The sequence below is a fragment of the Pseudomonas sp. Leaf58 genome (assembly GCF_003627215.1).
Lineage (GTDB): Bacteria > Pseudomonadota > Gammaproteobacteria > Pseudomonadales > Pseudomonadaceae > Aquipseudomonas.
In genome coordinates this window covers 3,663,268-3,686,770 of record NZ_CP032677.1, presented here as the reverse complement: position 1 = coordinate 3,686,770, position 23,503 = coordinate 3,663,268, and the positions used below count along the sequence as shown (strand labels likewise).

13 protein-coding genes are annotated in these 23,503 nt (G+C 64.5%); 4 read left to right on the top strand and 9 right to left on the bottom strand.

Annotated elements, in window-relative coordinates; all coding sequences use genetic code 11:
- Positions 1 to 5: 5 nt before the first annotated feature.
- The 6 genes from ccoO (DV532_RS17125) to ccoN (DV532_RS17095) form a co-directional block, all read right to left on the bottom strand.
- Entirely contained in the window at positions 6 to 614 is a 609-nt protein-coding gene (ccoO, locus tag DV532_RS17125; protein WP_003254286.1) for a cytochrome-c oxidase, cbb3-type subunit II, read from the bottom strand.
- Complete coding sequence (ccoN, locus tag DV532_RS17120) at positions 614 to 2,056, bottom strand: cytochrome-c oxidase, cbb3-type subunit I (protein WP_056801411.1); 1,443 nt, start codon at positions 2,054 to 2,056, stop codon at positions 614 to 616. Before ccoN (DV532_RS17120) ends, ccoO (DV532_RS17125) begins: the two co-directional genes overlap by 1 nt.
- A 483-nt stretch (positions 2,057 to 2,539) precedes the next feature.
- Positions 2,540 to 3,481: a cytochrome-c oxidase, cbb3-type subunit III gene (gene ccoP, locus DV532_RS17110; RefSeq protein WP_056801409.1), complete on the bottom strand. Its 942-nt coding sequence runs from the start codon at positions 3,479 to 3,481 to the stop codon at positions 2,540 to 2,542.
- Positions 3,478 to 3,684: a cbb3-type cytochrome c oxidase subunit 3 gene (locus tag DV532_RS17105; protein WP_056801407.1), complete on the bottom strand. Its 207-nt coding sequence runs from the start codon at positions 3,682 to 3,684 to the stop codon at positions 3,478 to 3,480. The genes ccoP and DV532_RS17105 overlap by 4 nt, the downstream gene beginning before the upstream one ends.
- Positions 3,685 to 3,689: 5 nt before the next feature.
- Entirely contained in the window at positions 3,690 to 4,298 is a 609-nt protein-coding gene (gene ccoO / locus DV532_RS17100; RefSeq protein ID WP_013973492.1) for a cytochrome-c oxidase, cbb3-type subunit II, read from the bottom strand.
- 13 nt (positions 4,299 to 4,311) lie between these two features.
- The gene (ccoN, locus tag DV532_RS17095) at positions 4,312 to 5,736 is read right to left on the bottom strand and encodes a cytochrome-c oxidase, cbb3-type subunit I (protein ID WP_056801405.1); all 1,425 of its coding nucleotides are present in this window, start codon (positions 5,734 to 5,736) and stop codon (positions 4,312 to 4,314) included.
- Positions 5,737 to 5,787: 51 nt separating this feature from the next.
- On the opposite strand from ccoN (DV532_RS17095), the gene DV532_RS17090 reads away from it, so the two are divergent.
- Positions 5,788 to 6,480 (top strand): alpha/beta family hydrolase, encoded by a 693-nt coding sequence (locus tag DV532_RS17090; RefSeq protein ID WP_056801404.1) that lies wholly within the window; start codon positions 5,788 to 5,790, stop codon positions 6,478 to 6,480.
- A gap of 113 nt (positions 6,481 to 6,593) precedes the next feature.
- Here the strand turns inward: DV532_RS17090 and DV532_RS17080 are convergent, their stop codons facing one another.
- Positions 6,594 to 6,878, bottom strand: a complete 285-nt coding sequence (locus DV532_RS17080) for a pyrimidine/purine nucleoside phosphorylase (protein ID WP_056801402.1) — start codon at positions 6,876 to 6,878, stop codon at positions 6,594 to 6,596.
- Between the two features lie 71 nt (positions 6,879 to 6,949).
- The gene (locus tag DV532_RS17075; RefSeq protein ID WP_056801401.1) at positions 6,950 to 7,501 is read right to left on the bottom strand and encodes an exonuclease domain-containing protein; all 552 of its coding nucleotides are present in this window, start codon (positions 7,499 to 7,501) and stop codon (positions 6,950 to 6,952) included.
- Positions 7,502 to 7,671: 170 nt separating this feature from the next.
- Here DV532_RS17075 and DV532_RS17070 point away from each other — a divergent pair, with 170 nt between their 5' ends.
- The gene (locus DV532_RS17070) at positions 7,672 to 8,472 is read left to right on the top strand and encodes an ABC transporter substrate-binding protein (RefSeq protein WP_056801554.1); all 801 of its coding nucleotides are present in this window, start codon (positions 7,672 to 7,674) and stop codon (positions 8,470 to 8,472) included.
- Between the two features lie 61 nt (positions 8,473 to 8,533).
- Positions 8,534 to 9,547 (top strand): GNAT family N-acetyltransferase, encoded by a 1,014-nt coding sequence (locus tag DV532_RS17065; RefSeq protein ID WP_056801399.1) that lies wholly within the window; start codon positions 8,534 to 8,536, stop codon positions 9,545 to 9,547.
- Positions 9,548 to 9,626: 79 nt separating this feature from the next.
- Here the strand turns inward: DV532_RS17065 and DV532_RS17060 are convergent, their stop codons facing one another.
- Positions 9,627 to 10,157 carry an RNA polymerase factor sigma-70 gene (locus DV532_RS17060; protein ID WP_028613383.1) on the bottom strand — a complete coding sequence of 177 codons (531 nt, stop codon included), beginning with the start codon at positions 10,155 to 10,157 and terminating at the stop codon, positions 9,627 to 9,629.
- A 344-nt stretch (positions 10,158 to 10,501) separates the two neighbouring features.
- Here DV532_RS17060 and DV532_RS17055 point away from each other — a divergent pair, with 344 nt between their 5' ends.
- A complete protein-coding gene (locus DV532_RS17055) occupies positions 10,502 to 23,458 on the top strand; it encodes a non-ribosomal peptide synthetase (protein WP_120715359.1) in 12,957 nt (4,318 codons plus the stop codon).
- Positions 23,459 to 23,503: the final 45 nt, after the last annotated feature.

The window sequence follows — 23,503 nt, the reverse complement described above, 5'->3', positions numbered from 1 at the left end:
CAGCGTCACCGTTTGCTTTTGATGATGGTGCCAAGACCCTGCAGGTACGCGACGATGGCGTCCATTTCGGTCTTGCCCTTGACCGCGTCACGGGCGCCGGCAATGTCGGCGTCGGTGTAGGGGGTGCCGAGGGTGCGCAGCACTTCCATTTTCTTCGCGGTGTCCTTGCCGTCGAGCTTGTTCTCGACCAGCCACGGGTAGGACGGCATCTTCGACTCAGGTACCACGTTGCGCGGGTTGTACAGGTGCGCACGGTGCCAGTCATCGGAATAGCGGCCACCCACCCGGGCGAGGTCTGGCCCGGTCCGCTTGGAGCCCCACAGGAACGGGTGGTCCCACACGCTTTCACCGGCTACCGAGTAGTGGCCGTAGCGTTCGGTTTCGGCGCGGAACGGGCGAATCATCTGCGAGTGGCAGCCTACGCAGCCTTCGCGGATGTAGATGTCGCGGCCTTCAAGTTCCAGCGCGGTACGCGGCTTCATGCCCTCGACCGGCTTGTTGGTAACGTCCTGGAAAAACAGCGGGACGATCTGGGTCAGGCCACCAACGCTCACGGCGATGACCATGAAGAAGGCCAGCAGGCCTATGTTCTTCTCGACGGCTTCATGCTTCATCAGTGCGCTCCCACGACGACGATCTTGGCGGCTTCCTCAGCCTGTACCGGGTTGGCGGCACGTACGGTACGGAACACGTTGTAGGCCATCAGCAGCATGCCGCTGGCGAAGAACGCACCGCCCAGGGCGCGGACGATATAGCCGGGGTGGCTGGCCTGCAGGGCTTCGACGAACGAGTAGGTGAGGGTGCCGTCATCGTTGATGGCGCGCCACATCAGGCCTTGGGTGATGCCGTTGACCCACATCGAAGCGATGTACAGCACGGTGCCGATGGTGGCCAGCCAGAAGTGCGCGTTGATCAGCCCGACACTGTGCATCTGCTCGCGGCCATACAAGCGCGGAATCATGTGGTACACGGCACCGATCGAGATCATTGCTACCCAGCCGAGGGCGCCAGCGTGGACATGGCCGATGGTCCAGTCGGTGTAGTGCGACAGCGAGTTCACGGTCTTGATGGCCATCATCGGGCCTTCGAAGGTGGACATGCCGTAGAACGCCAGCGACACCACCAGGAAGCGCAGGATCGGGTCGGTGCGCAGTTTGTGCCAGGCGCCCGACAGGGTCATCATGCCGTTGATCATGCCGCCCCAGCTGGGTGCCAGCAGGATGATCGACATCACCATGCCCAGCGACTGCGCCCAGTCAGGCAGGGCGGTGTAGTGCAGGTGGTGCGGGCCAGCCCAGATGTACAGGGTGATCAGCGCCCAGAAGTGCACGATCGACAGGCGGTACGAGTAGATCGGCCGTTCGGCTTGCTTGGGCACGAAGTAGTACATCATCCCCAGGAAGCCGGTGGTGAGGAAGAAACCTACGGCGTTGTGGCCGTACCACCACTGGATCATCGCGTCGGTGGCGCCGGAGTAGGCCGAGTACGACTTGAACAGGCTCACCGGCAGCGAGATGTGGTTGACGATGTGCAGCATCGCGGTCACCACGATGAAGGCACCGTAGAACCAGTTGCCGACATAGATGTGCTTGGTCTTGCGCTTGACGATGGTGCCGAAGAACACCAAGCCGTAGGTGACCCAGACGACGGCCAGCAGGATCGCCAGCGGCCACTCGAGCTCAGCGTATTCCTTGGTGGTGGTGTAGCCCATCGGCAGGGTGATCAGCGCGCCGACGATCACCGCCTGCCAACCCCAGAAGGTGAAGGCGGCCATGCTGTCGGAGATCAGCCGGGTTTGGCAGGTGCGCTGCACCACGTAGTAGCTGGTGCCGAACAGCGCACAGCCCCCGAAGGCGAAGATCACCAGGTTGGTGTGCAGCGGGCGCAGGCGGCCGAAGCTGGTCCAGGGCAGGTCCAGGTTCAGTTGCGGCCACACCAGCTGCGAGGCGATGAAGACGCCGAGGCCCATGCCAAGGATCCCCCAGACCACCGTCATGATGGCGAACTGGCGGACGACCTTATAGTTATAAGCAGTCGGACTGATTGCTGTGCTCATTGCTAAGGTTCCACGGTTTTGATGTTCTTGTTGGTCGAAAAATCGGCGCCAGTATTGATAACTGTCAGGGTTACCGCAACGCAACTTTGGTACGCCGACCCGTGTCCGAGCCCGTTCACTGAGGTCCCGCAGTGCTCGGGTTCGAACGATTGTACACAAATAAATATTTGTAATGTGTACCGTTTTTCATCTTTTTCTGATCGATCGGTCAAGCTTTTGGTGGGGCGGCGAGAGGCTCGGCGCTGCGTCTGCTTCGCTTCTTTCGGAGTGAAGCCCACTGAGGCAACAAGCTTAGTTGTGTTCGGAGGGGGTGCAAGGGAGGGGGAGGGGACGGCTTGGGTGTTGGGGGGTAAGGTCTGAGTGTTGGGGTGGGGGGTAAGGTTTGAGTGTTGGGGTGGGGCGGATATCGAGCGCCGCGCGGGCGGCGCTCGATCTCACAGGCGCCGAACCACTCTCGGCGAACTCATTACGCGCTCGGCAAACTCACTTGGCCGTCACAGTTTCAGCTGCACCCTCCTGCGACAGGCTATACACATAAGCCGCCAGCAGGTGCACCTTGTCGTTGCCCTGGATTTCGGCCTGCGCCGGCATCTGCCCTTGGCGGCCATAGCGAATGGTCTGCTGCAGCTGGGCAAAGCTCGAACCGTAGATGAACGCCTGCGGGTGGGTCAGGTTTGGCGCGCCCATGGCTGGCGTACCTTTGCCTTCAGGCCCGTGGCAGGCCACGCAGTTGCCGGCGAAAATTTCCTTGCCCTTGGCAACGTCGGCCTTGCTCCCTTCCGGCAGGCTGCGGCCGTCAAGGTTGGTCAGCACGAACGCGGCCACATCGGCCACACCCTGCTCGCCGATCACCTCAGCCCAAGCTGGCATCACGCCGTGGCGGCCGTTCATGATCGTAGCCTTGATGGTGTCCGCTTCGCCCCCCCAGCGCCAGTCGTTGTCGGTGAGGTTGGGGAAGCCGAAGGCACCTTTGGCGTCCGAGCCGTGGCACACCGAGCAGTTGGAAGCAAACAGGCGGCTGCCCATTTTCAGCGCCTGCGGATCCTTGGCCACTTCTTCCACGGGCATGGCGGCGTACTTGGCGAAGATCGGGCCGAATTTTGCGTCAGCCTTGTCCATCTCCTTCTGCCATTCATTGGCACCGGTCCAGCCATTTTCATAGCCAGGCAGAATGCCTTTCCAGTTGCCCAGGCCCGGGTAGAGGATCAGGTAACCAACCGAGAACACCAAGGTGCCGACGAACAACCAGAACCACCACTTGGGCAGCGGGTTGTCGTACTCCTCGATGCCATCGAAGCTGTGGCCCATGGTCTGGTCGGTGGTGTTGTTGCTCTGGCCCTTGCGGGTGGCGAGCAGCAGCCAGGTCAGGCCAATCAGGCTGCCGATAGTCAGTACGCAGATGTACGTACTCCAGAAGGTAGTCATTGCCCGTTACTCCTTACAACTGCAGTCATGGCAGCAGGTTCCTGCCCGGCAGGGGGCAGGCGGTCGTCGACGAAGGGCAGCAGGCGCGCTTCGGCGAAATCACGGTCGCGGCGGCGGTTGAATACCCACAGGGTGAGGCCGATGAAGGCGATCATCACCACCAGGGTGCCCAGGCCGCGGATCATGCCGATGTCCATTTCCATCGCACTCACCTCTTGTTCTTGATCGCGGTGCCGAGCACCTGCAGGTAGGCGACCAGCGCGTCCATCTCGGTCTTGCCCTTGACCGCGTCACGGGCACCGGCGATATCGTCGTCGGTATACGGTACGCCCAGGGTGCGCAGGGTGCGCATCTTGGTGTCGGTGTGGCTGTTGTCGACCTGCTGGGCGACCAGCCACGGGTACGACGGCATCTTCGATTCCGGCACCACGTTGCGCGGGTTATACAGGTGCGCACGGTGCCAGTCGTCCGAGTAGCGGCCACCGACCCGGGCCAAGTCCGGCCCGGTGCGTTTGGAACCCCACAGGAACGGGTGGTCCCACACGCTTTCACCGGCCACCGAGTAGTGGCCGTAGCGCTCGGTTTCGGCGCGGAACGGGCGGATCATCTGCGAGTGGCAGCCCACGCAGCCTTCGCGGATGTAGATATCACGGCCTTCCAGTTGCAGTGCGGTGTAGGGCTTCATGCCTTCTACCGGCTTGTTGGTGACGTCCTGGAAGAACAGCGGGACGATCTGGGTCAGGCCGCCGATACTGACGGCGAACACCATCAGCAGGGCCAGCAGGCCGACGTTTTTCTCGATGACTTCATGTTTCATCAGGCAGGTCTCCTCAAGCCAGCTGGGCGTTCGCAGGGGCCACATCGAGCGCCGTCGAACGGACGGTGCGCCAGGTGTTCCAGGCCATCAGGAACATGCCGCTGAGGAAGATCGCCCCGCCAACGAAGCGCACGATGAAGCCTGGGTGGCTGGCCACCAGGGTTTCCACGAACGAGTAGGTGAGCGTGCCGTCGCTGTTGACCGCGCGCCACATCAGGCCTTGGGCGATACCGTTGACCCACATCGAGGCGATGTACAGCACGGTGCCGATGGTGGCCAGCCAGAAGTGCGCGTTGATCAGGCCAATGCTGTGCATGCGCTCTTTGCCGAATACTTTCGGGATGGTGTGGTACAGCGCACCGATCGAGATCATCGCTACCCAACCAAGGGCACCAGCGTGCACGTGGCCGATGGTCCAGTCGGTGTAGTGGGACAGGGCGTTGACGGTCTTGATGGCCATCATCGGGCCTTCGAAGGTGGACATGCCGTAGAACGCCAGCGAAACCACCAGGAAGCGCAAAATCGGGTCGCTGCGCAGTTTGTGCCAGGCGCCGGACAGGGTCATCATGCCGTTGATCATGCCGCCCCAGCTGGGTGCCAGCAGGATCAGCGACATCACCATGCCCAGCGACTGCGCCCAGTCAGGCAGGGCGGTGTAGTGCAGGTGATGCGGGCCAGCCCAGATGTACAGGGTAATCAGTGCCCAGAAGTGCACGATCGACAGGCGATAGGAATACACCGGGCGTTCGGCCTGCTTGGGCACGTAGTAGTACATCATCCCCAGGAAGCCTGCGGTCAGGAAGAAGCCCACCGCGTTGTGACCGTACCACCACTGCACCATGGCATCGGTGGCGCCAGCGTAAACCGAGTATGACTTGGTCAGGCTGACTGGCAGCTCCAGGTTGTTGACGATGTGCAGCATCGCCACGGTGAGGATGAAACCGCCGAAAAACCAGTTACCCACGTAGATGTGCTTGGTGTTGCGTTTCATCAGCGTGCCGAAGAACACGATGGCGTAGCTCACCCAGACAATGGTGATCAGGATATCGATCGGCCATTCCAGTTCGGCGTATTCCTTGGAGCTGGTGTAGCCCAGCGGCAGGCTGATAGCTGCCAGCAGGATCACCAGTTGCCAGCCCCAGAAGGTGAACGCGGCCAGGCCCGGTGCGAACAGGGTGGTTTGGCAGGTGCGTTGCACCGAATAATAGGAGGTGGCGAACAGCGCACAGCCGCCGAAGGCGAAGATCACCGCATTGGTATGCAGGGGGCGCAGGCGGCCGAAGCTGGTCCAGGGGAGGTCGAAGTTGAGGGAAGGCCAGGCGAGCTGGGCGGCGATGAAGACGCCGAGCCCCATCCCGACGATTCCCCACACCACCGTCATGATGGCGAATTGGCGGACCACCTTGTAGTTATAGGCGGTACTGCTGGTTGTGTTCATGTATGGGTTCCCATCCACGGTTATTTGGCAGGCTTTTACAGCGAGGCAAGCATGATTAATGGGCAAAGTGCCGGTATTGACGGGGATCAATGGGCGAAGGTCGGAAATGTCCCAGGCTTGCGCTGCGATCCTCCGCACTTGGAGGGCAAGAACGGCTACAAGGGGTGCCTGATCCTGGCCCATGGTGCGGGTGCGCCGATGGACAGTGGGTTCATGGACGAAATGGCGCAAAGGCTTGCGGCGCTTGGGGTAGCGGTGGTGCGCTTCGAGTTCCCGTACATGGCCGAACGCAGGGTGAGTGGTGGCAAGCGGCCGCCGAACCCGCAGAAGGTGTTGCTGGAATGCTGGCGCGAGGTGTACCGGCAGGTGCGACCTTTGGTCGCGGGCAAGCTGGCGGTGGGCGGCAAGTCCATGGGCGGGCGCATGGCCAGCTTGTTGGCCGACGAGCTGGGCGCGGATGCACTGGTGTGCCTGGGTTATCCGTTCTATGCGGTGGGCAAGCCGGAAAAGCCACGGGTCGAGCACCTGGCTGAATTGAAGACGCCGACGTTGATCGTGCAGGGTGAGCGCGATGCGCTGGGCAACCGCGAAGCGGTGGCCGGGTATGCGTTGTCGCCGGCGATCGAGGTGAGCTGGCTAGTAGCGGGGGACCATGACCTGAAGCCGTTGAAGGCCTCAGGGTTCAGCCATGCGCAGCATATGCAGGCGGCGGCTGAGCAGGTTGCAGCATTCCTCTCGCAATAGCGTTGGATTCTTCGCGGGTGAACCCGCTCCTACGGGTTCATCACAGGCGTTGAAAGCTGCGCAGTACCTGTGGGAGCGGGCATGCCCGCGAAGAGGCCGGAGCAGGTTGACGCTTAGTCGCGGTACTCGCACAGGTAAGCGGTATCCACCTTCACCTGCAGCTGGAACTTGCTGTCAGCCGGCACGTTGAACATGTCGCCCGCCTTGAAGGTTTCCCAATTGTCGCTACCCGGCAGTTTCACGGTCAGCGCACCCGAAACCACATGCATGATTTCACGCTTGGCAGTACCGAATTCGTATTCGCCCGGGGCCATCACACCGACAGTGGCCGGGCCTTCTTCACCCGCGAATGCGATCGACTTGACGGTGCCGTTGAAGTACTCGTTGACCTGGAACATGGGCGACTCCTGAAGGGGGGATAAAAAGGGCAGGCCAGTATGCCCAAGCCCACAGGCTCCGTCATCTGCTTTCAGATAGCCCCGGCAGGCAGGCTCAACGGCAGTAGCCGCGCGGTGTTGCGCGCATCTTCCAGGGCCCGGTGCTGCTGCCCGCAAAAGTGCATACCGGCCAAATTCAGGGCGCCGTTCAGGCCGGTTGGGCGCTGTAGGTGGCGGGCTTTGGCAAAGCGTTGCTTGAGGTTGATGTGCGGCAGGGTTCGCAGCAGGCTGTGCAACCCATGTTGCTGCCATTCCTGGTGCAGTTGCTGGCGGTCGTAGTCGCCCCAGCTAACCCAGGCCTGCAACTGCTCACCGTGTTGCCCAAGCCAGCGCTCGAAGCTTGCCCACACCTCGCGAAAGGGCGCGGCACTGTCTACGTCGGCCTGGCTGATGTGCGTCAACTGGCGGCAGAACGGCGTCAGCTGTGGTCGCCGCCGGGGCTTGACGAAACACTGGAAGTGGTCGACCTCGCGGCCATCGCGGGTTACCAGGCTTGCGCCAATTTCAATGACTTCCATTTCTGTGACCGGCCACCCACCATCGTCGGTGGTGGCTTCCAGGTCGATCACCAACCAATGGCCCATACCAGGCTCCCTTGCAAATTCTGCTAGAGCGTAGCCAAACTCGCGGCATCCGGCACCCCCTGGCATTTTGCCCCTGCTTTGGCACAAAGAACGGAAACCAGCAGTTGTGCCGCCTCTGGAAAACGCCTAGCTTAGGCGGATACAGGCATGAACCGTGATGAGTGTCCGTCTTGACTCCAGTGCCCGGCCTCAAGGCCTTGTCCACCCTGATGCTGCTGGCCGTGTTCTGGCTGGCGGCGCCGGCATGGGCTGCAGATGCGGTCGAAGTAAAGATTGGCGCGGCACATTTCCCGCCTTACACGGTACGCCCTGAGCAAGGTGCCGACAGCGGCCTGCTGCCGCAGCTGGTCGACGCACTGAACCGCGCGCAGCAGCACTACCGCTTCGTCTTGGTGCCCACCTCTATCCAGCGGCGTTTTGGTGACTTCCAGCAAGGCCGCACCGACATGGCCATTTTCGAGAACCCGCAATGGGGCTGGCAGCAGATTGCCCACCAGGCGGTGGACATGGGCCTGGAAGATGCCGAAGTGTTCGTCGCTCGCCAGGCCAATAGCCGCGACCCCCACTACTTCGACGACTTAAACGGCAAGCGCTTGGCGCTGTTCAACGGTTATCACTATGCGTTCGCCGGGTTCAATCCCGACCCGGACTACCTGCGCAAGGCCTACAACGCGACCCTGACCTATTCCCACGACAGCAACCTGCTGATGGTGCAGGCCGGCCGTGCCGACATCGCCTTGGTCACGCGTTCCTACCTCAGCGATTTCCTGGCACGCAACCCGGCTAGCCGGGAGCAACTGGTGCCCTCGCAACGCATTGACCAGGTCTACCACCACTACGCTTTGCTGCGCCCGGGTGGGCCCATCGGCGAGCAGTCGTTCGCGGCGCTGATGCGTGCCCTGCGCGACAGCGGTGAGCTGACGCGCATTTTCGAGCCCTACCGCATCACGGTGGCCGCACCGCGAAACTAAATTACGGTGTTGCGGCAACGTTCTCGGCAATGAGCCTTTTTCATTATCGTGAGTCCAGCCCATGCCGTTCGATGCCGCTTCGCAGCCCCAGTCACCGCCACGCTGGCGCAGCCTCAGTGCCGAGGCGGGCGACCGCCGGCTTAGCCTGGCGCTTGAAGGCCGCCCGCTGATCCAGTTGCGCCTGGAGGCGGGTGCCACCTTGCATGTTCACCTTGAGCGCCTGTGCCCCGAGCGCCCCTATCAAGCTTTGTGGGCGGCCTGCTATTGGCTGTTGTCGCGCGACACGGCCTGCCAGCGCCTGGCCTGGCACTTGCCCGACGTGCTGCCGCAGGCATTGGCCAGTGGCCTGCTTCTGGTTGGCGAACGAGCGGGTGAGTACTTGTGCGAGCGGGCGCTGTTCTGGCAACTGCCGCAGCCGTGGCTGGGCGATTCGATTGCCGCGCTGTACCCGCAGCACATGCAGATCAGCAACGGCAAGCGCCACCCACGGCGCGCGCCCAAGCCTCGGGGTGAGGTGTACCGGCGCTTCGATGCACGCCTGGGCAGCTGGGTGTCGTTGCGCACCCTGGAAATCGAGCAGGACCTGGAACGTTTCAACCGCTGGCAGAACAACCCGCGGGTGGAAGCGTTCTGGCAGGAGGGGGGCACGCTTGCGCAGCACCGTGAGTACCTGGGCAAGCTTGCGGCCGACCCGCATACCCTGACGCTGATCGGTTGCTTTGATGATGAGCCGTTTGCCTACTTCGAGGCGTACTGGGCCAAGGAAGACCGCATTGCGCCGTTCTACCCAGCCGATGATTACGACCGTGGCATCCACATGCTGGTGGGAGAGGAATGCCATCGCGGCCCGCACAAGGTGGCCAGCTGGCTGTCGGCGCTGGTGCACTACCTGTTCCTCGACGATCCGCGTACCCAGCGGGTGGTGGCCGAGCCGCGTGCAGACAACGGCAAGATGATCGGCTACATGCACGACCAGTGCTTCCATTGCGACAAGGAGTTCGATTTCCCGCACAAGCGTGCGGCGTTGATGATGCTGGGGCGGGAGCGGTTTTTCGATCGCTGCAAGCTCGCCTAGGGGAGAGCTGCAAGCTGCAAGCTGCAAGCAAAAGCGGATCGCGAGCTCCTGGGCTTTTTCTTGAAGCTTGCAGCTATCTTCAAGCCTGCCGATTGGCGGTCTTGCGGCAATGTACCAGCGCATCGCGGATCATGAAGTTGACCAGCGTCGGCGATACCCCCAGCTCCTTGGCGATGTCCTTCTGCGGCACGCCATGCAGGCGGTACATCTCGAAGGCATAGCGGGTACGCTGCGGCAGTTCGTTCAAGGCTTGGGCAATGTCATCCAGCGCGGCAAGGTTGATGTGGGTGGCTTCGGGCGAGGCATTCTGAATGACCACATTCAGGCCTTCTTCCTCGCTGCCGGAGTACTTCAGTTCCATCGCCTGCTTGCGGTAATGGTCGATGGCCAGATTGCGCACGATCTGGAACAGGTAGCTTAGCTGCGCCTTGAACGACGAGGTAATCTGCGGGGCGGCACTGAGCCGGAAAAAGGCGTCCTGCACCACATCTTCGGCGCGCGAGCGGCAGCCGGTGATGCGGGCGGCGATCTTGACCAGGATGCTGCGGTTGTCGACGAAGGCCTGCAGTAATGGTGAATCGCACTTACTTGTGGATAGTTGTTCCGCCATGGAAATCACCTTGTCACAGAGGGGAAAGGACGCACCCAAATTTGGGAAGCTTCCTACGACGGGCGACAAGCTATTCAGAATGATAATGATTGTCAAATGCGAAATGTAATTGGTAGCGGTAGGTTTGGTTCTAGGGTTGGGCGGCGCTCGATCTCCCAGGCGCCGCACCTCTAATGTCTTCACCTCGCTGCCCTAACGCCGCCCCAACGTTGGTCACCCCCAATCTCGCTAATTTCTCCCCCCGCCCATCCGTTCCCCTGTGTACATCCCGCCGCCGCACGCCGCCCCGCCAACGTTCGCGGAGCAGCCGGCGCGCCCCCACCAGACACTGGCAGGAACACCCCATGACGGACGCCTTCGAACTCCCGCTTTCGCTGGTCCAGGCCCTGGCGCAACGCGCCGCGCAGACCCCGGACAAGATCGCCTTGCGCTTTTTGGCCGACGCGCCCGGCGAGCAGGCCGTGCTCAGCTACCGGGACCTCGACCAGCGTGCCCGTACCATCGCCGCAGCCTTGCAAGCGCGAGCCGGCTTCGGCGACCGGGCAGTGCTGTTGTTCCCCAGCGGGCCAGACTACGTGGCGGCGTTCTTTGGCTGCCTGTATGCCGGGGTAATCGCCGTGCCGGCCTACCCACCGGAATCCGCACGCCAGCACCACCAGCAGCGCTTGCTGTCGATCATCGACGACGCCGAACCGCGCCTGCTGCTGACCGTCACCGCCCTGCACGACAACCTCCAGAACCTGGGCGCCCTGGCGGCGACCAACGCTCCCGCGCTGCTGGCCGTGGATGGCCTGGACCCGGCGCTGGCCGCCAGCTGGCGCGAGCCCGTACTCAACGGTGATGACATCGCCTTCCTGCAGTACACCTCCGGCTCCACCGCCCTGCCCAAAGGCGTGCAGGTCAGCCATGGCAACCTGGTGGCCAACGAGCAGCTGATCCGCCACGGCTTTGGCATCGACCTCAACCCCGACGACGTGATTGTCAGCTGGCTGCCGCTGTACCACGACATGGGCCTGATTGGCGGGCTGCTGCAGCCCATCTTCAGCGGCGTACCTTGCGTGTTGATGTCGCCAGGCTACTTCCTCGCCCGGCCGTTGCGCTGGTTGCAGGCCATCAGTGACTACGGCGGTACCATCAGCGGCGGCCCCGACTTCGCCTACCGCCTGTGCAGCGAGCGGGTCAGCGACGCGTCCCTCACTGGGCTCGACCTGAACCGCTGGCGCGTGGCCTATTCCGGCTCCGAACCAATCCGCCAAGACACCCTGGCCAGCTTCGCCGACAAGTTCCACGCCTGCGGCTTCGACCGGCAGAGCTACTTCGCCAGCTACGGCCTGGCCGAAGCCACCCTGTTCGTCAGCGGTAGCCGCCGTGGCCAGGGCATCGCCGCGCTGGAGCTGGACGCCGAAGCGCTCGCCGGCAACCGTGCGCAACCGGGCAAGGGCAGCGTGCTGATGAGCTGTGGCTACCCGCAGCCAGGGCATGCGGTACGCATTGTCGACCCCCAACGCCGGCAGGTGTTGGCTGACCACCAGGTGGGCGAGATCTGGGCCAGCGGCCCGAGCATCGCCCGGGGTTACTGGCGCAACCCGGAAGCCAGCGCCACCACCTTCGTCGCAATGGACGGCCAGACCTGGCTGCGTACCGGCGACCTGGGCTTTATGCGCGAAGGTGAAGTGTTTGTTACCGGGCGCCTGAAAGACATGCTGATCGTACGCGGGCAAAACCTCTACCCGCAGGACCTGGAACAAACCCTCGAACGTGAAGTCGAGGTGCTGCGCAAAGGCCGGGTGGCGGTGTTTGCCGTCGAGCATCAGGGCGAGGAGGGCATTGGCGTCGCGGTAGAAATCAGCCGCAACGTGCAAAAGGCAAGCACGCCCCAGGCGCTGATCAAGACCCTGCGCCAAGTGCTCGCCGACGCCTGCCGCCAGGCCCCGGCCGTGGTCCTGCTGCTGAACCCGGGCGCACTGCCGAAGACCTCCAGCGGCAAGCTGCAGCGCTCGGCCTGCCGCCTGCGCATGAACGATGGCAGCCTCGATTGCTACGCCCGCTTCCCTGAAAACAGCGAAGCCGTTGCCGCCGATATGGCCGGTGAAGGAGTGCAGGCGCGTATCGCTGCTGTGTGGCGCGACGTTCTCCAGGTAGAAGCGCTGACGGCAGACGACCACTTCCTGTTGCTGGGCGGCAACTCCATCGCCGCCACCCAGGCAACCGCGCGCCTGGCTGATGAGCTGGGCATCCACCTGAGCCTGCGCACCTTGTTCGACGCGCCGGTACTGGCCGATTACAGCAAGGCTGTGGCCGCGATACTTGCCGCAGGTGGTGACCAGGCATCGGCCATCGCCACCTTGCCACGCGCTGCTGCACTGCCACAGTCGCTGGCGCAAAATCGCCTTTGGTTGCTGTGGCAACTGCAGCCTCAATCGGCGGCCTACAACATCCCGGCCGGCCTGCATCTGCGTGGCGATCTGGATGAAAACGCCCTGCAAGCGGCCTTCGAGGCACTGGTGGCGCGCCACGAATCACTGCGTACCGTGTTCTGTGAGCAACAGGGGCAGGCGCTTCAGCGCATCTTGGCGCAGCAGCCGTTCAAGCTGCACCACCTGAACCTCGAAAGCCAAGCGCCGGAACAGGTTGCCGCCCAGCGTGAAGCCGAGGCCCGCCAGCCGTTCGACCTGACCCAAGGGCCGTTGCTACGGGTGACGCTGGTGCGCCTGGACGATGAAGACCATCAACTGTGGCTGACCCTGCATCACATTGTCGCTGACGGCTGGTCGCTGAACATCCTGCTCGACGAGTTCGCCAAACTGTACGCCGCCCACTGCCAGGGCCTGCAAGCCAACCTGGCGCCGCTGCCCCTGGGGTATGCGGACTACGGCAACTGGCAGCGGCAGTGGCTGGCCGCCGGTGAAGGCGAACGCCAACTGCAACACTGGAAGGCACAACTAGTAGGTGCTGAGCTGCCGGTGCTCGACCTGTGCACCGACCACCCGCGCAGCCGCCAGCGCGAGCACCGCGCCGCGCGTTTCACCCTTAAGCTGCCGGCCAAGCTTGGCGAAGCGCTTAAAGGCCTGGCCCGCGAACAGCAAACCAGCCTGTTCATGGTCTTGCTGGCTGGCTGGCAGGCCCTGCTGCACCGCTACAGCGGCCAGGCCGATATCCGCATCGGGGTGCCCAACGCCAACCGCCCGCGCCTGGAAACCCAGGGCATGGTTGGCTTCTTCATCAATACCCAAGTGCTGCGCGCGCACGTTGATGGCCGCCTGCCCTTCACCCAGCTGCTGGCCCAGGTGCGCCAAGCTACCCTGGATGCCCAAGCCAATCAGGACCTACCCTTCGAGCAGCTGGTCGAAGCCCTGCCCGAAGCCCGCGAGCAAGGCCTGTTCCAGGTCATGTTCAACCACCAGCAGCGCGACCTGTCGGCCCTGCGCCGCCTGCCGGGGCTGCTGGCCGAAGAGTTGCCGTGGCACAGCCGCGAAGCCAAGTTCGACTTGCAATTGCACAGTGAAGAAGACCACCAAGGCCGCCTGAGCCTGGCTTTTGACTATGCCGCCGAGCTGTTCGAAGCCAGCACCATCAAGCGCCTGGCCGAGCATCTGCTGGCCCTGCTGCAGCAGGTGTGCGCCGCGCCGCAACGGGCGTTGGGCGAGGTGCAATTGCTCGACGAGGCTGGCCGCGCGCAACTGCTGGGTTGGGGCCAGGCAGCGGCCACGGCGCCGCAGTGCCTGGTGGTCGAACAGCTCAACGAACAGGCACGCCTGACCCCGCAACGCACCGCGCTGGTGTGGGCGGGTGGCAGCCTTGACTATGCCGAACTGCACCAGCAAGCCAACCGCCTGGCCCATTACCTGCGCGACAAAGGCGTCGGCCCCGACACCTGCGTGGCCATTGCCATCGAGCGTTCGCCGCAGCTGCTAGTCGGCCTGCTGGCCATTCTCAAGGCCGGCGGCGCCTACGTGCCGCTGGACGTCGACTACCCGGCCGAGCGCCTGGCCTACATGCTTGCCGACTGCAACGCCGGCCTGCTGCTGAGCCACAGCGGCCTGCTGGGCACGCTGCCGCAGGTCGAAGGGGTGAGCGTCATCGCCCTCGACCAACTGCACCTGGACAGCTGGCCCAGCCACGCGCCCGGCCTGCACTTGCACGGCGACAACCTGGCCTATGTGATTTATACCTCCGGCTCCACCGGCCAGCCCAAGGGCGTAGGCAACACCCATGCGGCCCTGGCCGAACGCCTGCAATGGATGCAGGCCAACTATGCGCTGAACGACAGCGATGTGCTGATGCAAAAGGCGCCGATCAGCTTCGACGTTTCGGTGTGGGAGTGCTTCTGGCCGCTGATGACAGGCTGCAAATTGGTGCTCGCCGGCCCCGGCGAACACCGCGACCCGCAGCGCATCGCCGCGCTGGTACAAGCCCACGGTGTAACGACACTGCACTTCGTGCCGCCGTTGTTGCAGGTGTTCGTTCAGGAGCCACAGGCGGCAGCCTGTAACAGCCTGCGCCGGCTGTTTTCCGGTGGCGAAGCGCTGTCTGCCGCGCTGCGCGACCGTGTGCTACAAGTGCTGCCGCAGGTGCAGCTGCACAACCGCTACGGCCCGACCGAAACCGCCATCAACGTCACCCACTGGCATTGCCAAACAGCGGATGGCGAGCGCTCGCCGATTGGCCGCCCGCTGGCCAATGTGCTGTGCCGCGTGCTGGACGACGAGCTTGAACTCACTGCGCCCGGTGTACCGGGCGAGCTCTACCTCGGCGGTGCAGGCCTGGCCCGTGGCTACCTGGGCCGCCCGGGCCTCACCGCCGAGCGCTTCGTGCCACAGGTCGACGGCGATGGCCTGCGCCTGTACCGCAGTGGCGACCGTGCCCGCTGGCAGGTGCAGCTTGAGGCTCTGGAATACCTTGGCCGCCTTGACCAACAGGTAAAGGTGCGTGGTTTCCGTGTCGAGCCTGAGGAAGTGCAGGCTTGCCTGCTGGCGCAAGCGGGGGTCGAACAGGCGCTGGTGCTGGTTCATCAGGACGCTGTTGGCGCGCAACTGGTTGGCTACTACTGTGGCAGCGCCCAGCCCACCGCGTTGTTGGCCGTGCTGGCCGAACAGTTACCGGCTTACATGGTGCCGGCACAACTCATCCTGCTCGCACAGCTGCCACTGGGCCCCAGCGGCAAGGTCGACCGCAAGGCGCTACCGGCCCCGGTGTGGCAGCAGCGTGAACATGTGGAGCCACACACCGAGTTGCAGCAACAGGTCGCCGCCATCTGGCGCGAGGTGTTGAACCTGCCGCGTGTCGGCCTGCAGGACGATTTTTTTGCCCTCGGCGGCCACTCGCTACTGGCCACCCAGATCGTTTCGCGCACACGGCAGGCCTGCGATGTCGAGTTGCCACTCAAGGCCCTGTTCGACGCCAGCGAGCTGGGGGCTTTCTGTGTGCAGATAGCGCGCATCCGAACTGCCGGTGAGCGCAACTTGCAAGGCCAGATCGCCCGCGTCGACCGCCGCCAGGCAGTGCCACTGTCGTACTCGCAGCAGCGCATGTGGTTCCTTTGGCACATGCAGCCAGACAGCCCCGCCTACAACGTCGGCGGCATGGCGCGGCTGCGCGGTGCCCTGCATGTAGATGCCTTCGAGCGAGCGCTGCAGGCGCTGAGCGTGCGCCACGAAACCCTGCGCACCACCTTCCCCAGCATCGACGGCGTGCCATACCAGTGCGTGGCCGAAGACAGCAGCCTGCAGCTGGGCTGGCAGGACTTCAGCACCTTGCCTGCCGAGGCCCGACAGCAACGGCTGCAACAACTGGCCGACGATCAGGCGCACCAGCCGTTTGACTTGGAGCGCGGCCCGCTGCTGCGCGCCTGCCTGGTCAAGGCTCAGGAACGCGAGCACTACTTTGTCCTGACCTTGCACCACATCGTCACCGAAGGTTGGGCCATGGACATCTTTGCCCGTGAACTGGGCGAGTTGTACGAAGCGTTCGTCGATGACCGCGAATCGCCGCTGGCGCCATTGCCCGTGCAATACCTGGACTACAGCGTGTGGCAACGGCAATGGCTGGAAAGCGGCGAGGGCGCGCGTCAGCTGGCCTACTGGCAGGCTCAGTTGGGTGATGAGCACCCGGTGCTGGCGCTGCCTGCCGACCGCCCGCGGCCGGCGGTGCAAAGCCACCGTGGCGAGTTGTATCGCTTCGAACTCGACCCGGCACTGGTCGCCCGTGTCCATGCCTTCAACAGCCAGCGCGGCCTGACCCTGTTCATGACCATGACCGCCACCCTGGCCGCCTTGCTGCACCGTTACAGCGGCCAGCGCGACCTGCGCATCGGCGCGCCGGTGGCTAACCGCATTCGCCCGGAAAGCGAAGGGCTGATTGGCGCCTTCCTCAACACCCAGGTGCTGCGTTGTGAGCTGGATGGCCAAATGACCGCCAACGCGCTGCTGGCCCAGGTGCGCCAGGCCACCATCGACGGCCAGTCGCACCAGGACCTGCCATTCGAGCAACTGGTGGAGGCGCTGCAGCCTCCACGCAGCAGCGCCTACAACCCGCTGTTCCAGGTGATGTGCAACGTGCAGCGCTGGGCCTTCCAGCAAAGCCGCACGCTGGCTGGCATGCAGGTGGATTACCTGGTCAACGATGCCAGCGCCACCAAGTTTGACCTGTACCTGGAGGTGACCGACCTCGACGGCCGCCTGGGGTGCTGCCTGACTTACAGCCGTGACCTGTTCGATGAGCCACGCATCGCGCGCATGGCCGAGCACTGGCAGCAGCTGCTGGTCGGCCTGCTGAACGACCCGCAACAGCGCCTGTGCGAGCTGCCGATGCTGAGCAGCGCCGAGCAGCAGCTGCTGGTCGGCCAGTTGCACGGCGAGCACGGTCAGCCCCTTGACCAGACCCTGCACGGCCTGTTCGCCGCCCAGGCCGCGCGCACACCGCAGGCCGCTGCGTTGACTTTCGCCGGCCAGCACATGACCTATGCCGAACTCGACCAGCAGGCCAACCGCCTGGCCCGCGCCCTGCGCGAGCGCGGTGTCGGCCCGCAGGTGCGCGTGGGCCTGGCGCTGGAGCGCTCGCGGGAGATGGTGGTTGGCTTGTTGGCCATCCTCAAGGCCGGCGGCGCCTATGTGCCGCTTGACCCCGAGTATCCACTCGACCGGCTGCGCTACATGATCGAAGACAGCCGCCTCGGCCTGCTGCTAAGCCAGCGCGCGTTGCTTCACAGCCTCGGCGAGTTGCCCGACGGTGTAGCGCGCTGGAGCCTGGAAGATGATGCCGCCAGCCTGTCGGCCTACAGCGATGCACCACTGGATAACCTCAACCTGCCGCAGCACACGGCCTACCTGATCTACACCTCCGGCTCCACCGGCAAACCCAAGGGTGTGGTGGTCAGCCACGGTGAGTTCGCCATGCACTGCCAGGCGGTGATCTCGGCATTCGGCATGCGCAGCGATGACTGCGAGCTGCATTTCTATTCGATCAACTTCGATGCCGCCAGCGAACGCCTGTGGGTGCCGCTGCTGTGCGGCGCCCGCGTGGTGCTGCGCGCTCAGGGCCAGTGGGGCGCCGAGGATATCTGTCAGCTGGCGCGTGAGCAGCAGGTGAGCGTCCTCGGCTTCACGCCCAGCTACGGCAGCCAACTGGCGCAGTACCTGGCCGGGCAGGGCGAGCAGTTGCCAGTACGCCTGGTGATTACCGGTGGTGAAGCGCTAACCGGCGAGCACCTGCAGCGCATCCGCCAGGCCTTCGCACCGCAGCAGTTCTTCAACGCCTATGGCCCGACCGAAACGGTGGTCATGCCGTTGGCTTGCCTGGCACCCGAAACGCTGCCAGCGGCGCTGGGCAGTGTGCCGATTGGCCGGGTTATTGGTAGCCGCACGGCCTACATCCTCGACGACGACCTGGCCCTGTTGCCGCAAGGTGGCATTGGCGAGCTATACATAGGCGGTGCGGGCCTGGCCCAGGGTTACCACGACCGCCCAGGCCTGAGCGCCGAGCGTTTCGTCGCCGACCCGTTCAGCGTTGAAGGCGGGCGCCTGTACCGCACCGGTGATCTGGTGCGCCTGGGCAGCGATGGCCTGGTCGAGTACGTCGGTCGTGCCGACCAACAGGTGAAGATTCGCGGCTTCCGCATCGAACTGGGCGAAATCGAGAGCCGCCTGCAGGCGCATGCCGAGGTCGACCAAGCCGTAGTGCTGGCCCTCGACTTGCCGGGCGGCAAGCAACTGGTGGGCTACCTGGTGTGCCAGCAGGCGGGCGGCGACAGCGAGGCCCAGGGCCTGCTGCGTGAAGCGGTGAAAGCCGCTGCCCGCCAGCACCTGCCAGACTACATGGTGCCCGCGCACCTGGTCCTGCTGCACAGCCTGCCGCTGATGGGCAATGGCAAGCTCGACCGCCGCGCGTTGCCGCTGCCGGACCTGGAACAGGCGCGTCAGCAGTACCAGGCCCCGGGCAACGCAGTAGAAGCGCAGTTGGCGCAGATCTGGTGCGACGTGCTCAACGTTGCCCGGGTTGGTGTGCAGGACAACTTTTTCGAACTGGGTGGCGACTCGATCCTGTCGATCCAGGTGGTCAGCCGCGCCCGCCAGGCCGGCTTGCAATTCACCCCGCGCGACCTGTTCCAGCACCAGACCATCCAGACCCTGGCGGCAGTGGTTCGCCACAGCGACGCCAGCAGCAGCGTCGACCAAGGCCCGCGCCAGGGCCAGACCGGCCTGACGCCAATCCAGCACTGGTTCTTCGACAGCGAAGTGCCGCAGCCCCAGCACTGGAACCAGGCGCTGTTGTTGGAAGTGTGCCAGCCGCTGGAGCAAGCAGCCCTGGAGCAGGCACTGGACGCCTTGGTGCAACACCACGACAGCCTGCGCTTGCGCTTCCGCCAGGCCCAGGGCCGCTGGCAAGCTGCATACGCGCAGCCTGCTGCCGGGCAATTGCTGTGGGCGGCCACCGTTGCCGACTTCACCGACTGCCAGGCGCTGTACAGCGACCTGCAGCGCAGCCTCGACCTGCAGCAAGGCCCGCTGCTGCGCGCCTTACTGGTAGATGACGGCCAAGGCAACCAGCGCCTATTGCTGGCGATCCATCACCTGGTGGTCGATGGTGTGTCCTGGCGCGTGCTGCTGGAGGACCTGCAGGCGCTGTACCGTGGCCAGCCGCTGGCGGCCAAAACCCACACCATGGGCGACTGGGCCGCACGCCTGGCCAATTATGCCGGCAGCGATTCGCTGCGCGACGAGCTGGGTTGGTGGCAAGGCCAACTCGGCGCTGTGCGCCGTGAGCTGCCGTGCGATCACCCGCAGGGTGGCAACCTGCACCGCCACGCCCGCACCCTGGCCATCGGCCTGGACGTGGCGCAGACCCGGCAATTGCTGCAGCAGGCCCCGGCGGCTTACCACACCCACGTCAACGACCTGCTGCTGACCGCGCTGGCGCGTACCGTGTGCCGCTGGAGCGGCGATGAAGAAGTGTTGCTGCAGCTCGAAGGCCATGGCCGCGACGGCTTGTTTGAAGACCTGGACCTGACCCGCAGCGTCGGCTGGTTCACCAATGCTTATCCGCTGAGCTTGCGGCCGTTGCCGGGCGAGGACGATGCAGCGCGGGCCGGTTCGATCAAGCACATCAAGGAGCAACTGCGCCAGGTGCCGCACAAGGGCCTGGGCTACGGCGTGCTGCGCTACCTGGCCGACGCGCCCGCGCGCGAGCGTATGGCGGCCTTGCCGCAGGCGCGCATCACCTTCAACTACCTGGGCCAGTTCGATCAGCAGTTCGACAGCGCGGCACTGTTCCAGCCGCTGGATGCCCCGGCCGGCCTGGCCCACGACCTCGATGCCCCGTTGCCCAACTGGCTGAGTGTCGATGGCCAGGTCTATGGCGGTGCCCTGCAACTGCGCTGGACTTACAGTGCCGAGCGTTATGACGAGCGGACCATCGCCCGCCTGGCCGAGGCCTATCGCCAGGAACTGCTGGCGCTGGTCGCGCACTGCCTGGCCGATGGCAACGGCAGCTTCACCCCGTCGGACTTCCCGCTGGCGCACCTGACCCAGGCGCAAATCGACGCATTGCCGGTACCGGCTGCGCAGATCGAGGACGTCTACCCGCTGACGCCGATGCAAGAAGGCATGCTGCTGCATACCCTGCTAGAGCCGGGCACCGGCCTGTACTACATGCAGGACCGCTACCGCATCAATAGCGCGCTCGACCCCGAGCGCTTTGCCCAGGCCTGGCAAGCAGTGGTAGCGCGCCACGAAGCGCTGCGCGCATCGTTCAGCTGGAACAGCGGCGAGGCGATGCTGCAGATCATCCACAAACCGGGCAAGCTGGCGGTGGACTACCAGGACTGGCGCGGCCTTGATGATGCCGCCCAGGAGCAGCGCTTGCAGGCGCTGCACAAGCAGGAGCGCGAGGCCGGCTTCGCCCTGCTGAGCGAAGCGCCATTCCACCTGCGCTTGGTGCGGGTGGCTGCTGAGCGCTACTGGTTCATGATGAGCAACCACCACATCCTCATCGATGCCTGGTGCCGCTCGCTGCTGATGAATGACTTCTTCGAGGTCTATCAGGCCCTTGGCGAAGGCCGCCCGGCGCAACTGCCGGTGCCGCCGCGCTACCGCGACTACATCGGCTGGCTGCAACGCCAGGGCTTGGATGACGCGCGGGCCTGGTGGCAAGCCAACCTGGCCGGCTTCGAGCGCGCCACGGCCATCCCCAGCGACCGCCCGCTGCGCCACGACCACGCCGGCAGCGGCATGCTGGTGGGTGACTGTTACACCCGCCTGACGGTGAGCGACGGCGTGCGCCTGCGCGAACTGGCCCAGGCCCACCAGCTCACCGTCAATACCTTTGCCCAGGCGGCCTGGGCCTTGGTGCTGGCGCGCTACAGCGGCGACCGCGACGTGGCCTTCGGCGTGACCGTGGCTGGGCGCCCGGTAAGCCTGCCGCAGATGCAGCGCACTGTCGGCCTGTTCATCAACAGTGTTGCCCTGCGCGTGCAATTGCCGGCTGCTGGCCAGCGCTGCAGCGTGCGCCAGTGGCTGCAAGGCCTGCTGGAACGCAACATGGAGCTGCGCGAGTACGAATACCTGCCGCTGGTGGCGATCCAGGACTGCAGCGAACTGCCCAAAGGCCAGCCGCTGTTCGACAGCCTGTTCGTGTTCGAGAATGCGCCGGTGGAAACCGCCGTGCTTGACCACGCCCAGCAACTGAACGCCAGCTCCGACTCGGGCCGCACCCACACCAACTTCCCGCTGACGGCAGTGTGCTACCCGGGCGATGAGCTGGGCCTGCACCTGTCGTTCGACCAGCGTTACTTTGACCACGCGACCGTCGAGCGCCTGCTGGCCGAGTTCAAGCGCTTGCTGCTGGCGCTGGTCGAGGGCTTTGCAGGGGAGGTGAGCGAGCTGCCGTTGCTTGGCGCTGAAGAACAGCGCTTCCTGCTGCAAGACTGCAACCGTACCCAGCGCGCGTATCCGCTGGAGCAAAGCTACATTGCGCTGTTCGAAGCGCAGGTTGCCGCGCATCCGCAGCGTACTGTGGCCCGTTGCCTGGAAGCGTCCTATGACTACGCCGGGCTGAACCTGGCGGCCAACCGCCTGGGCCATACCTTGATTGCGGCGGGTGTGCGCATGGACCAGCCGGTAGCGCTGTTGGCCGAACGCGGGTTGCCGTTGCTGGGCATGATCGTCGGCAGCTTCAAGGCCGGTGCTGGCTACCTGCCGCTGGACCCAAGCCTGCCGGCGGCGCGCTTGCAAAGCATCGTCCAGCTCAGCCGCACCCCGGTGCTGGTGTGCAGCGCGGCCTGTGCCGAGCAAGCGCGACAGTTGCTGGCTGGGCTGCAAGCAGCGGTTCGGCCGCAGTTGCTGGTATGGGAAGAGGTGCAGGCCAGCCAGCTTGCCAGCCATAACCCGGGCATTCACAGCGGGCCAGACAACCTCGCCTATGTGATCTACACCTCAGGCTCCACCGGCGTGCCGAAAGGGGTGATGGTGGAGCAGCGCGGTATGCTCAACAACCAACTGAGCAAGGTGCCGTACCTGGCCCTTAGCGAGCAGGACGTGATCGCCCAGACTGCCTCGCAGAGCTTCGATATTTCGGTGTGGCAGTTCCTTGCAGCACCGCTGTTCGGGGCCAAGGTACAGATCGTGCCAAACGCCATCGCCCATGACCCGCAGGGCCTGCTGGCGCATGTGCAGGCCAGCGGCATCACCGTGCTGGAAAGCGTGCCGTCGCTGATACAGGGCATGCTGGCCAGCGACCACCTAGCCCTCGACGGCCTGCGCTGGATGCTGCCGACCGGCGAAGCCATGCCGCCGGAGCTGGCGGCGCAGTGGCTGCAGCGTTACCCGCAGATCGGCCTGGTCAACGCCTACGGCCCGGCAGAGTGCTCGGATGATGTGGCGTTTTTCCGCGTCGATGCTGGGTCGACCCAAGGCAGTTACTTGCCAATTGGCACGCCGACCGACAACAACCGCCTGTACCTGTTGGGTGAGGAGCAGCTGCTGGTGCCGCTGGGCGCGGTCGGTGAGCTGTGCGTGGCTGGCACGGGCGTTGGCCGCGGCTATGTCGGCGACCCGCTGCGCACTGCGCTGGCATTTATCCCGCACCCTTACGGCGCGCCGGGGGAGCGGCTGTACCGCACCGGTGACCTGGCGCGGCAGCGCCCGGATGGCGTGCTGGAGTATGTCGGGCGCATTGACCACCAGGTGAAAATTCGCGGCTACCGCATTGAACTGGGCGAGATCGAAGCCCGCTTGCACGAGCAGGCCGAGCTTCGCGACGCTGCCGTTGGCGTGCAGGAGGGCGTGAAGGGTAAGCACTTGGTGGGCTACCTGGTGGCGCATCAGGGCATTGCCGCCGACGCTGCGTTGCTGGAGCAGCTCAAGCAGCGCCTGCGTGCCGAGTTGCCGGAGTACATGGTGCCGCTGCATTGGGGCTGGTTCGACAGCCTGCCGCACACCGCCAACGGCAAGCTCGACCGCAAGGCGTTGCCGGCCATCGACATCGGCGGCCAGCACAGCCAAGCCTACCAGGCGCCGCGTAATGAGTTGGAGGAGGTGCTGGCCGGCATCTGGGCCGATGTGCTCAAGGCTGAGCGGGTTGGGGTGCACGACCACTTCTTCGAGCTTGGTGGGCACTCGTTACTGGCCACCCAAATCGCCTCGCGGGTGCAGAAGCAGCTGCAGTTGAACGTACCGCTGCGGGCGATGTTCGAGTGCAGCACGGTAGCGGAGCTGGCGGTGTATGTGCAGGGGCTGCAGGGCAGTGCGCTGGATGGCGACAAAGTCGACCGGCTCAGTGACCTGATGGCCGAGCTCGAAGGCCTGTAGGCTAACGGTCTGCCTGAACAGGCCCTTTCGCGGGTAAACCCGTAG

Excerpts from the sequence above, each read along its gene's own strand:
- ccoP (WP_056801409.1), bottom strand. The coding sequence starts at position 3,481 with ATGACTACCTTCTGGAGTACGTACATCTGCGTACTGACTATCGGCAGC.
- DV532_RS17075 (WP_056801401.1), bottom strand. The coding sequence starts at position 7,501 with ATGGGCCATTGGTTGGTGATCGACCTGGAAGCCACCACCGACGATGGT.
- DV532_RS17105 (WP_056801407.1), bottom strand. The coding sequence starts at position 3,684 with ATGGAAATGGACATCGGCATGATCCGCGGCCTGGGCACCCTGGTGGTG.
- ccoN (WP_056801411.1), bottom strand. The coding sequence starts at position 2,056 with ATGAGCACAGCAATCAGTCCGACTGCTTATAACTATAAGGTCGTCCGC.
- DV532_RS17060 (WP_028613383.1), bottom strand. The coding sequence starts at position 10,157 with ATGGCGGAACAACTATCCACAAGTAAGTGCGATTCACCATTACTGCAG.
- ccoO (WP_003254286.1), bottom strand. The coding sequence starts at position 614 with ATGAAGCATGAAGCCGTCGAGAAGAACATAGGCCTGCTGGCCTTCTTC.
- DV532_RS17065 (WP_056801399.1), top strand. The coding sequence starts at position 8,534 with ATGCCGTTCGATGCCGCTTCGCAGCCCCAGTCACCGCCACGCTGGCGC.
- ccoO (WP_013973492.1), bottom strand. The coding sequence starts at position 4,298 with ATGAAACATGAAGTCATCGAGAAAAACGTCGGCCTGCTGGCCCTGCTG.
- DV532_RS17080 (WP_056801402.1), bottom strand. The coding sequence starts at position 6,878 with ATGTTCCAGGTCAACGAGTACTTCAACGGCACCGTCAAGTCGATCGCA.
- ccoN (WP_056801405.1), bottom strand. The coding sequence starts at position 5,736 with ATGAACACAACCAGCAGTACCGCCTATAACTACAAGGTGGTCCGCCAA.
- DV532_RS17090 (WP_056801404.1), top strand. The coding sequence starts at position 5,788 with ATGATTAATGGGCAAAGTGCCGGTATTGACGGGGATCAATGGGCGAAG.
- DV532_RS17055 (WP_120715359.1), top strand. The coding sequence starts at position 10,502 with ATGACGGACGCCTTCGAACTCCCGCTTTCGCTGGTCCAGGCCCTGGCG.